Raw genomic sequence first — 11,364 nt, 5'->3', positions numbered from 1 at the left:
TATATAACAGTTGTTGAATGATGGCGGCGACTCCTGCGGGAAAAGCACGAGTCTCGAGACCCCACAGAGCGAAGTATGAGCTCGAGGAGGCTCGAGTCGTGCCCGCGGAAAGCGCCGCCTGTCACATAGATATCTTATTTAACATCTAAGGAGTGCATGATATGAGTAAGTTGGAAGACCTAAAGCGACTTAAGGAATCAGGCGTTGTTGCGGTACTAAGACGTGTCCCAAAGACCAAATTATTTCCGTTAGTTGAAACGCTAGTGAGTGCTGGAGTTAATGTGCTTGAGCTTACGGTTGATAGTGAAGATGCTTACCAGTCCATTAAGGAATTAAGAGACCATTTTAATGATCAAGCTTTAATTGGTGCCGGTACGGTATTGACTGTTGAGGAAGCGACTCAAGCAATAGATGCAGGGGCGCAGTTTATTTTTTCACCATCTTTTGATGAGGATGTTGTTAATGTGAGTGCGGACCGTGACGTTATTTCGATTCCTGGTGTTTTAACACCAACTGAAATGGTTAAGGCTCACCGTGTCGGCGCTGATGTTGTGAAAATTTTCCCTGCATCAGCGGTTGGTCCAAAATACTTAAAAGATCTGCAAGGCCCATTAGGTCATATTCCGATGGTTCCAACAGGTGGTGTGAATGTTGATAATACAGCATCCTTCATACGAAATGGGGCCGTTGCTGTTGGAATTGGCGGATCTTTAATTGATAAAACTTTAATCGAACAAGAAGACTGGGCTGGTCTTAAAGCGAAAGCTGAAGCGTTTAAAACTGAGGTCGGTAAAGGAAGGGGTGCATAAAGTGAAAATTACAAAGCTAACGACGTATGTCGTGCCGCCGAGGTGGTGCTTCTTAAAAATTGAGACAGATGAAGGTATCGTTGGCTGGGGTGAACCTGTCATTGAAGGGCGCGCTGAAACAGTTCAAGCTGCGGTTCATGAACTTGAAGACTATTTAATAGGAAAAAACCCTCTTCATATTGAAGACCATTGGAATGTTATGTATCGTGCTGGCTTTTATCGCGGAGGCCCTATTTTAATGAGTGCGATTGCAGGAATTGATCAGGCGTTATGGGATATTAAAGGTAAGTATTATAACGCGCCTATTTATGAGTTGATGGGTGGTGCTTGCCGTGAGTCCATTAAGGTATATTCATGGATTGGCGGTGATAGGCCGTCTGACGTTGGAGCGGCTGCAAAGGAAGTTGTAGACAAAGGTTTTCATGCGATTAAAATGAACGGAACTGAAGAGCTTCAGTATATCGATACGCACGATAAACTGGATCAAGTTGTCGAACGCGTTCGAGCTGTTCGAGATGCAGTAGGGCCAAACATCGGAATCGGTATTGATTTTCATGGACGAGTTCATAAACCAATGGCTAAAATGTTAGCAAAGGAACTTGAACCATTCAGGCTTATGTTCATTGAAGAACCCGTTCTTCCTGAGCATAATGAAGCATTAAGAGATATTGCGAATCATACAGCCACCCCAATTGCGACAGGTGAACGAATGTATTCAAGATGGGATTTTAAACCTCTTTTTGAAGATGGTTACGTTGATATTATACAGCCGGATTTATCACATGCTGGTGGTATTACAGAGGTTAAGAAAATTGCAAGCATGGCTGAAGCTTATGATATGGGGTTAGCTCCTCACTGTCCACTTGGTCCAATTGCGCTTGCTGCGTGTTTACAAGTGGATGCGACAAGTCATAACGCGTTTATTCAGGAACAAAGCTTAGGCATTCATTATAATAAAGGTAACGACTTGTTAGACTATATTGAAGACCGATCCGTTTTTGACTATCAAAACGGACATGTGAAGTTGCCTCAAGGTCCTGGGCTAGGAATTACGATTAATGAAGATTATGTTAAAGAAATGGCTGAAAAAGGTCATCGCTGGCGCAACCCTGTGTGGAGACATCAAGACGGAACCGTTGCCGAGTGGTAATCAATTCAATTTGGAGGTGCTCTTATGTCAGAAACCATTAGTGAGAATATTCGCATTCAGTTGACTGATGCTCAAACGATTATGGATTTAAGTCAGTTAATACAAAAATATGATGCAGAGATATTTTTAAAAAAGAATGTTCATGGTAGTATGAGAGAAGCGAATTTAAAAAGTATCCTAGGCTTAATAAATCTTCAGTTGTCAGGTGATGATGAAGTGACGATTATTTGTGAAGGGCCGGATGCTAAAGAAGCGTTAGAAGCGATTAAAGATTTTTTAAATCAATAGTTTTTGTGGGAGCGTCTGTAATCAGGCGCTTTCCTTTTGATTAAACATCAAGATATTTGATAGGAAGCTGGTGTACTTATGGGGATCTTTCTTCAAGTTGTGCTGCCAATTATAAGTGTGTTTATAATCGGGTACTTATTACAAATGTGGAAAAAGCTAGACGTCAAACCTGTCTCAGCTGTCACCATTTATGTTTTCATCCCATTTTTAGTGTTTCAAGCTTTTTATGATGAAAATTTTGGTGGCGAATTTTCCATCATTGTCCTCGTAAATTTTGTTTTACTGTTTGCTATTATAGCGATTACTAAATTATTTGCTTTGATTAATAAATGGGAACGCAGCGAAGAAAGTGGCATGATCTTAGCAACTGCTTTTATGAATTCAGGAAATTACGGAACGCCGATTGTACTATTTGCTTTAGGAGAAGAGGCTTTTAGGTATGCGATCTTATTTATGGCTGTTCAGACCATTATCATGAATGCATTTGGCGTCTATTATGCTTCTAGAGGCAATTATGAGATTCGATACGCCGTTTATTCAGTGTTCAAAATGCCTGCAACTTATGCGATTATCGTGGCGCTTGGCCTTAATTTTACAGGTGTTAACTTGCACTCGCGCGTCGTTGAAATGGTCGATTTCATGGCAGCAGTCGCGTTGCCACTTATGATGATTGTGTTAGGGATGCAGCTTGCGAACATTAAATTTAAACAGTTTGAAACTGGAAAAGTAGCTTTAGGTACAGCCATCAAACTGATCATCATGCCTGTGATTGCGTGGGTTTGTGTGATGTTGTTACCAGTGTCGGATTTACTAGGAAAAGTATTAATTATCTTAGCTGCCATGCCGACAGCTGCGACCACTACGATGTTTGCATTGGAATTCAGATCAAGGCCTGATCTTGTTTCAAGTGTAACGTTAGTGACGACATTATTAAGCATTGTGTCCCTGTCCGTATTACTCATATTTTTAGTATAAAATGGAACTTTCTTTCATAAGATGAATTAGTTTAAAACCTTATGAGAGAAGGTGAATTGCATGGTCGTATGGATGTTTAGGCTTTCGGTCTTATATTTTTTAGTAGGCGTTTTGATGGGGCAATACATGTCTCAAGCACATGACTACGCGCTCACAGGCGTACATGTGCATATTAATCTTATTGGCTGGGTATCATTTGCTTTAGCTGCCGTCATCTATAAATTATATCCAAAAGCAGCTGGGAGCTGGATGGCAAAAACCCATTTCTGGCTTCATACTATCGGGTTACCACTTATGATGATTGCCCTAGCTCAGTATATTCAAGGAGCTGAATTTGCAGGGTTCGTCGCATTTGGAATGATGATGTCCTACGCTGTAGTGCTCGGTGTCATCTTATTCCTAATCAACGTGTTTGTTAATGTGAGAGATTAATGGTAAAAACTAGCCGGAGAGGCTAGTTTTTTCATTATATTTGAGGGGTGTACTCGTGATGAGGTGAGTGTCCACAATTTTGTGAGTTTTGTTCGCATTAGTGAGAGTTTTGTCTGCATTTTGTGGTATAGTGTTCGTATTTTCGTGTTAATTGTCCGTATTCTTGGTGAAAGTGTTTGTATTGGAGCAGAGTTTTGTTTGTATTACGAGGAGAATTGATCGCATGAGACCATGAACAGTCTCCATGGCATGATTTTTGTCCGCATATAAGTATTTACAGAATTAAATTAAATGAATATCTAGTTTGGAAAAGACATATGATGATTTAGTCATATGTCTTTTTTAATCTTTTTTAATTGCGTGTGAGCTTAGGTATTAACATCAAACTAGGAGTTAAATAATTAATTTAGCCTATATTTAAGACATAATTATATTGACAATTACAGAATATTTTTATAATATTTATAATCACAAACATATGAATTTTCACTAAATTCTTTTTATTGTGAATTTGTACATATTTTATTAACAAAATGGCTTTGCCCACGGTTAGGATAAGCCTTATATGTTTTAGTGAATACATAGCCTGAGGCATCGATAGAGAGAAAGGCGGATCAATATGCTGAAAGATTATGAGCTTAAGGTAAAAGGGTTAAGAACATCTTTTTTTACAGATGATGGTGAAGTGCCAGCTGTTGATGATGTTGACTTTTTCGTAAGAGAAGGGGAGATTCTCGGAATTGTCGGAGAGTCCGGATGCGGAAAAAGTGTTACCTCCCTTTCAGTCATGGGGTTAATTCCAAAGCCACCAGGAAAGATCGTCGGTGGTGAGATTTTGTTTAATGGCGAAAATTTAGTCCATGCTTCTGAAAAAAGGATGCGTAAGTTGCGTGGTAATGACATTGCAATGATATTCCAGGAACCCATGACATCGTTAAATCCATTGTTCCGAATTGGAGATCAACTAGTTGAAGCATTACTGACACACAAAAGGATTAGTAAAAAAGAAGCACGTCAGAGAGCAATCGATAAATTAAAGCTAGTTGGATTACCACGAGCTGAAGAGCTGTTAGATGATTATCCACACCAATTATCAGGTGGTATGAGACAAAGAGTCATGATTGCGATGGCGCTTATGTGTGACCCTAAAGTATTAATCGCAGATGAGCCGACTACAGCTTTAGATGTGACGATTCAAAAGCAAATATTAAAATTAATGAAAGAGTTAAATGAAAAGCTAAACATGGCGATTATTATGATTACCCATGATTTAGGTGTAGTCGCAGAGGTTTGCGACAGGGTAACAGTCATGTATTCAGGAAAAGTGGTCGAAGAAGCGGATGTTAAAACGGTTTTTAACAATCCTCAGCATCCATACACAAAAGGTCTTCTTGCTTCGATTCCTGACATCAGAAACAGAGTTAGCCATTTATATTCTATTCCAGGTAACGTACCTAAACCTGGCTCAATCAAAGCAGGGTGTCGATTTGCACCGAGGTGTGAATTCGCCTTTGATCGCTGTTTTGAAGAAAATCCTGAATTATACGAAACAAAAGATCCAAATCATACAGCACGTTGTTTCTTGCTTGATGAAGAGGGGGAACAATCATGACGGAAACATTAATGGAAGTTAAAAATCTAAAAAAGTATTTTCCTATCACAGGCGGTGTATTTGGTAGAAAAGTAGGAGAGGTTAAAGCGGTCGATGGTGTTTCCTTTGAGGTTAAGCAAGGGGAAACACTTGGTTTAGTCGGTGAATCGGGTTGTGGTAAGTCGACAACGGGCCGCTTGTTATTAAGATTACTAGAAGCTACCGAAGGCACTATATCTTTTGAAAATCAAGAGGTTCAGAACCTATCAGATGTTGAAATGAAAAAGCTTAGAAGGGAAATGCAGCTCATTTTCCAAGACCCATTAGCTTCTTTAAACCCAAGGCAAACCGTTGAGAAAATCTTAGAAGAGCCGTTAATTGTACATAAGATCGGTGATAAGAAAGAACGCAGACAAATGGTTAAAGAGATTCTTGAGGTTGTAGGTCTGGATGAATATCATGCTAAGCGTTACCCACACCAATTTAGTGGCGGGCAGCGTCAAAGAATTGGGATTGCGAGGGCACTAATGACTCGTCCGAAGTTAATTATTGCAGACGAGCCAGTGTCGGCATTAGACGTTTCGATTCAATCACAGGTTTTAAATCTATTAAAAGACCTACAAGAGAAATTTAACTTAACTTATATTTTCATCGCACACGACTTAGGTGTTGTGCGTCACATTAGCGATCGAGTTGGAGTTATGTATTTAGGGCGTTTAGTGGAGCTTACAGATGTAGATGAACTGTATGACAATCCGCTTCACCCATATACGAAGGCATTGTTAAGTTCAGTGCCTATTCCAGACCCAGAACTTGAAGTTGAGGATGAAGATGTTATTGGCGGTGAAATTCCGAGTCCTTCTAATCCGCCAAAAGGCTGCGCATTCCACACAAGATGTCCATTTGCAATGGATGTGTGTAAGGAAGTAAGGCCTGCTTTTGAGGAGAAAGAATCTGGTCATTACGTCGCTTGTCATTTATATGAATGATTCTAGCGATTAATGAAATATATTTTAATTATTCATAAGGGGGAATAAAGCACATGGTCAAAAAATCTTGGCTATTAATGTTATTGATGGCTGCCTTTTTAGCTGTAGCTGTTGCAGGTTGTAGCGGCGGCGAATCAGGCGAAACGGAAGAACAGCCAGAAGAAGGTAGTGAAGAGGGCACTGAATCTGAAAGCGAATCAGAGGGTGAATCTTCAGAAGGCGAATCAACTGAAGGTGAGAGTGCTGCAGGAGATAGTAACACGTTAGTTTATGCACGTGGTGGGGACTCTACAGCGTTAGATCCAATCACAACGACTGAAGGTGAAACGTTCCGTGTTACTGAAAATATTTTTGAAGGATTAGTAACATTTGCTGAAGATAGTACTGAAGTCGTACCATCGTTAGCACATGATTGGGAAGTTTCTGATGATGGTTTAACGTATAAATTCTTCTTAGAAGAAGGCGTTAAATTCCATGATGGCACAGACTTTAATGCTGAAGATGTTGTTTTTAACTTTGAACGTTGGATGAACGGTGATGCTGGTCAATTCCCTTACTTCACGATGTTTGGTGGTTTTAAAGGGGAAGATGGAGCCGTGATTAAGTCTGTTGAAGCTGTTGATGATTATACAGTTGAATTCAAGCTAAATAAACCACAGGCGACGTTCTTAAAGAACTTATCTATGAGTCCATTCGGAATGTCTAGCCCTGAAGCGATTGAAGAACATGGTGAAGATTATACTTCTAACCCAGTTGGTACGGGTCCATTTAAGTTCGTAGAGTGGAAGCCGGATCAGCAAATCGTGTTAGAGAAAAATGGCGAATACTGGAGAGATGGATTACCTAAGTTAGATAAAGTAATCTATACAGTTATTCCTGATAACACAGCTCGTCTAAACGCTCTTAAAAACGGTGAAGTTGACGTTGTAGATGGCGTTAACCCGTCAGAAGTAGCAGATATTAAGGAAAATCCAGACGTTAAAGTATTAGAGCGTCCATCGATGAACATTGGGTACTTAGGGTTCACAATGGGACGCGATAATCCATTACAAGACGTAAAGGTTCGTAAGGCATTAAGTCATGCGGTACCTAAAAAAGACTTAATTGATGCGTTCTATTATGGTCAAGCAGAACCAGCTACAACTTATATGCCTCCAAGTATCGCTGGATATAATGACAGTTTAGAAGGCTATGAGTATGATCTAGAAAAAGCGAAGCAGCTACTTGAAGAAGCTGGTTATGGCGACGGATTTGAATTCGATTTATGGTATATGCCAGTTCCTCGTCCTTACATTCCAGAAGGACAGAAAATTGCTGAAGTACTACGCCAAAGCTTTGCAGAAATTGGTGTAACGGCTAACCTTCAAACAATTGACTGGGGTACTTACATCGAAAAAGCTGACGCTGGTGACTTTGATGCATTCTTATTAGGTTGGACTGGAGATAACGGTGATGCTGATAACTTCTTACACACGCTATTAGGAATCGGTAGTGGTAGTAACTACACAGATTACGAAAACGAAGAGTATAACGAGATGTTATTAGAAGCTCAGCGTATTACAGATGAACAAGAACGTATTGAGATTTATAAAGAAGCTCAAGAAGTTGTAAATGAAGATGCACCATGGGTTCCACTTGTACACTCAACACCAGTAGTTGCTGTTGGTTCAAACATTGAAGGATATGTTCCGCACGCAACAGGCTCTGAAGCTGTAACAAATGTTGAGAAAAAATAAGTTTGACTTGGAATAAGGGGGTGTTTTAACACTCCCTTATCTTATACATATGCATTATTCAACATAGGAGGTGTATGGGCAACATGACATCATATATATTACGAAGGTTATTCATGTTAATTCCCGTTCTGTTTGGTATGAGTGTCTTCGTATTTTCAATTATTTACTTAATTCCAGGTAATCCAGCACAAATTAAATTAGGACAGCGTGCATCTCCAGAGGCGATCGCTGAAATGGAAAGGCACTTAGGATTGGATCAGCCTTGGTATACTCAATATTTTGAGTATGTTGGTGGTCTTTTAACAGGGGATTTTGGAATATCTATTGAGACGAATCGCGCCATCGCTTCAGAGTTGTTTCCACACTTAATGGCGACGGTCGAACTGACCATTGTGGCAATGGGAATTGCGATATTTATCGGGGTTAATGCTGGTATAATCAGTGCCTGGTTTCATAATAGAATGCTAGACTATGCCGTTATGGTGTTAGCATTAGTTGGTGTATCTATGCCGGTATTCTGGTTAGGATTACTAGAGCAGTATGTTTTCTCTGTTGAGTTAGGGTGGCTACCATCAACAAGCCGGACCAATGCAGCGACGCAAATAGATCCCATCACCCACATCTATTTTATAGATACGCTTATACAAGGTGAATGGGGGCAATTTAAGGACGTATTGAGTCATCTTGTGTTACCGAGTGTAGCTTTAGCGACGATTCCTATGGCAATTATCGCCCGCATCACTAGGTCGAGTATGTTAGATGTCATGAAATCGGATTATATTAGAACGGCTAAAGCAAAAGGTGTTAAAGGTTTTATTGTTGTCTATAAACATGCTTTAAAAAATGCCATCATTCCTGTTATGACGGTTATTGGGCTTCAAGCAGGGTTATTACTTGGTGGGGCAATTTTAACCGAAACTATTTTCGGATGGCCTGGTTTAGGGACTTATATTTATAACGCGATATTAGCAAGAGACTATCCAGTTATACAGTCAGGTATATTAGTAGTTGCAACAATCTTTGTATTTATCAACCTTATTGTGGACTTACTTTATGCCTTAGTAGATCCAAGGATTAAATACAACTAGGGGGAGGAGAAGTCATGCCACAAACTGAAGTAAAGAAAGATACTGTAAAAGTAAAAAATCAACAAGCTGTCACGCAGCCTGCTTCTCCTTGGAAAGATGCCTGGAGGAATTTTAAAAAGAATAAAATAGCCGTTACTGGAACGATTATTGTATTGATCTTTACAATCATGGCAATATTTGCTCCATGGTTAACACCTTATAGCCATTCATCTGGTCAATTAGTCGACAGGCTTCAGCCGCCTTCAAGTGATCATTGGCTTGGGACAGATGATTTTGGTAGAGACATTTTATCTCGTATTATTCACGGTGCTAGAATTTCACTAACAGGTGGGTTTGCTGCAGTATTTGGATCGATTATTGTCGGTAGTTTGCTAGGGGTTATTGCAGCCTACTACGGTCGCTGGGTGGATACGTTAATTTCTCGTATATTCGATGTCTTACTAGCGTTTCCTAGTATTCTACTTGCGATTGCGATTGTAACGATTCTTGAACCAACTTTACAAAACGCTTTAATTGCGATTGCGATTATTAACGTACCGAATTTTGGACGTTTAATTCGCTCCAGAGTTTTAAGTGTAAAAGAAGAAGAATTTATTACCGCAGCACGGGCTGTCGGCATGAACGACAGGCGTATATTATTTAAACATATTATTCCTAATAGCATTACGCCAGTGGTGGTTCAAGGGACGCTTGCGATTGCAACAGCTATTATTGAAATTGCTGCATTAAGTTTCCTAGGGTTAGGAACGCAGCCGCCAAAAGTGGACTGGGGAATGATGTTAAGTGAATCGCAGCAATATATCGTTTCTGCTCCATGGACGATGATTTTCCCAGGTTTAGCAATTATGCTGACTGTGTTAGGGTTTAACTTAATGGGAGACGGTTTGCGTGATGCTCTGGATCCGAAGATGAAAAGTTAATAGGTTCATAAAAAGGCCCAAACTAGAACGGTGACGTTTAGCTTGGGTCTTTATTTTGGTTAAGAGGTTATAGTTATTGTACAATGACTATGAGTTTATTATCTAATTTTTAGTTTTATTATCTAATACAAAAATCGCAAGCGGTGAAACCATGTCTATGGCCAATCTCTTGAGAAATGGTAAAATATAATCATCTTAAACATCAAGAAGGAGTATTTAAACATGTCTTATCTTACATTATTAATGGGTCTCGTATCTGGCGTATTATCATGGATTTTCTTAATGGCTTATGACCCTATTAATCCGATCATTATTACGAATATATTATTAGGTTTAATCGTTGGGCTATTATTTGAAAGAAGGTCATCGAAGTAATCTAATACCCAAATTGGTTTAACTTATTATAATAGGTTTCGAGAAATTCAAAGAAAACTTTCTCTGATGGGGCGAGGGTACGGTTGGTCGGAAGCACAATCCCAACTGTTCTTGATACATCAGGCTCCACAATCTCAATTGCCTTCGTATCACGCATCGGCATATCCGTTAGCGTGATCTCAGGTAAAACGCTCACCCCTAACCCTGCTGATACTAAACCTTTGAGTGTATCGACATCCTCTCCTTCAAACGCAATTCTCGGCTGAAATCCAACCTGAGCGCAAGCTTTCATGACAATATCGCGAATAATGTACCCTTGTCTAAACAAGACGAACTGTTCATGCCTAAGCTGATCAAGCCTTAAGTAAGGCTCTGTTGCTAGCTCGTGCTGTTTTGATAATAAGGCCATCATTTTTTCAGTAAAAAAGATATGCCCATCAAGCTGCGGGTCACTTGAGGGGACAGGGGAGACGAATGCAATATCGATATGTCCTTGAACCACGGCTTCAGAAAGTTCCTTAACTGTCCCTTGTTGAAGCTGGAACCCGATTTGTGGATGTTCTTTTCTAAAAGCTGAGATGACATTTGGTAATGTTTTAGCAGCCAAACTTGTTGGAAATCCAAGACGAATCGTACCGGCCTCAGGGTTTAAGTATTCATATATTTCACGCTCAGCTTTGTCGAATTCATTCATGGCACTTTTCACTCGTTCAAGAAAGATTTCTCCAACAGGTGTTAAGCGTATTCGCCTGCCACCTCTTAAAAATAACTTAACCCCTAACTCATCTTCTAAGTTGGCAATTTGTCTACTAACTGCCGATTGAGCAACGTGCAGTTCAGCTGCTGCTTCACTAACGTGTTCTAATTCTGCAACTTTTATGAAATATTTAATTTGTCTAAGTTCCATTATATCAGTCCTTGTAAGCGCTATATCTCAAAATGAGATTGATTCTATCGAATATATATATTGATAGCATAACAGAAAAATTATACGATTAGAATAGCTATTTG

Annotated in this window: 12 protein-coding genes; 11 read left to right on the top strand and 1 reads right to left on the bottom strand. The window is 39.7% G+C overall.

Annotation, left to right across the window (positions count from 1 at the left end):
• Positions 1-161 precede the first annotated feature (161 nt).
• From ACFSW4_RS09275 to ACFSW4_RS09225, 11 genes are all read left to right on the top strand, one after another.
• A complete protein-coding gene (locus ACFSW4_RS09275; protein WP_054751808.1) occupies positions 162-809 on the top strand; it encodes a bifunctional 4-hydroxy-2-oxoglutarate aldolase/2-dehydro-3-deoxy-phosphogluconate aldolase in 648 nt (215 codons plus the stop codon).
• Position 810: 1 nt separating this feature from the next.
• Positions 811-1,959 carry a galactonate dehydratase gene (gene dgoD, locus ACFSW4_RS09270; RefSeq protein WP_054751805.1) on the top strand — a complete coding sequence of 383 codons (1,149 nt, stop codon included), beginning with the start codon at positions 811-813 and terminating at the stop codon, positions 1,957-1,959.
• 24 nt (positions 1,960-1,983) lie between these two features.
• Positions 1,984-2,247 carry an HPr family phosphocarrier protein gene (locus ACFSW4_RS09265; protein ID WP_054751803.1) on the top strand — a complete coding sequence of 88 codons (264 nt, stop codon included), beginning with the start codon at positions 1,984-1,986 and terminating at the stop codon, positions 2,245-2,247.
• Between the two features lie 78 nt (positions 2,248-2,325).
• Positions 2,326-3,222, top strand: a complete 897-nt coding sequence (locus ACFSW4_RS09260; RefSeq protein ID WP_377328845.1) for an AEC family transporter — start codon at positions 2,326-2,328, stop codon at positions 3,220-3,222.
• A gap of 114 nt (positions 3,223-3,336) precedes the next feature.
• Positions 3,337-3,654, top strand: a complete 318-nt coding sequence (locus tag ACFSW4_RS09255; protein ID WP_279401256.1) for a cytochrome-c oxidase — start codon at positions 3,337-3,339, stop codon at positions 3,652-3,654.
• A gap of 619 nt (positions 3,655-4,273) precedes the next feature.
• The gene (locus ACFSW4_RS09250) at positions 4,274-5,266 is read left to right on the top strand and encodes an ABC transporter ATP-binding protein (protein WP_377328843.1); all 993 of its coding nucleotides are present in this window, start codon (positions 4,274-4,276) and stop codon (positions 5,264-5,266) included.
• The gene (locus ACFSW4_RS09245) at positions 5,263-6,234 is read left to right on the top strand and encodes an ABC transporter ATP-binding protein (protein WP_377328841.1); all 972 of its coding nucleotides are present in this window, start codon (positions 5,263-5,265) and stop codon (positions 6,232-6,234) included. Before ACFSW4_RS09250 ends, ACFSW4_RS09245 begins: the two co-directional genes overlap by 4 nt.
• 53 nt (positions 6,235-6,287) lie before the next feature.
• Positions 6,288-7,970 carry an ABC transporter substrate-binding protein gene (locus ACFSW4_RS09240; RefSeq protein WP_377328839.1) on the top strand — a complete coding sequence of 561 codons (1,683 nt, stop codon included), beginning with the start codon at positions 6,288-6,290 and terminating at the stop codon, positions 7,968-7,970.
• 83 nt (positions 7,971-8,053) lie between these two features.
• A complete protein-coding gene (locus ACFSW4_RS09235) occupies positions 8,054-9,058 on the top strand; it encodes an ABC transporter permease (RefSeq protein WP_377328837.1) in 1,005 nt (334 codons plus the stop codon).
• Between the two features lie 14 nt (positions 9,059-9,072).
• Positions 9,073-9,978, top strand: coding sequence for an ABC transporter permease (locus tag ACFSW4_RS09230; protein ID WP_054751797.1), 906 nt, complete (start codon positions 9,073-9,075; stop codon positions 9,976-9,978).
• Between the two features lie 222 nt (positions 9,979-10,200).
• Positions 10,201-10,353, top strand: a complete 153-nt coding sequence (locus tag ACFSW4_RS09225; RefSeq protein ID WP_279401255.1) for a hypothetical protein — start codon at positions 10,201-10,203, stop codon at positions 10,351-10,353.
• Between the two features lies 1 nt (position 10,354).
• On the opposite strand, the gene ACFSW4_RS09220 is transcribed toward ACFSW4_RS09225, so the two are convergent.
• Positions 10,355-11,260, bottom strand: a complete 906-nt coding sequence (locus ACFSW4_RS09220; protein ID WP_054751795.1) for a LysR family transcriptional regulator — start codon at positions 11,258-11,260, stop codon at positions 10,355-10,357.
• Between the last annotated feature and the right edge of the window lie 104 nt (positions 11,261-11,364).

The organism is Piscibacillus salipiscarius (genome assembly GCF_042685285.1).
GTDB lineage: Bacteria > Bacillota > Bacilli > Bacillales > Alkalibacillaceae > Piscibacillus > Piscibacillus salipiscarius.
Note: the sequence above shows the minus strand (reverse complement) of the source record. Positions and strands in the feature narration are given on the sequence as shown.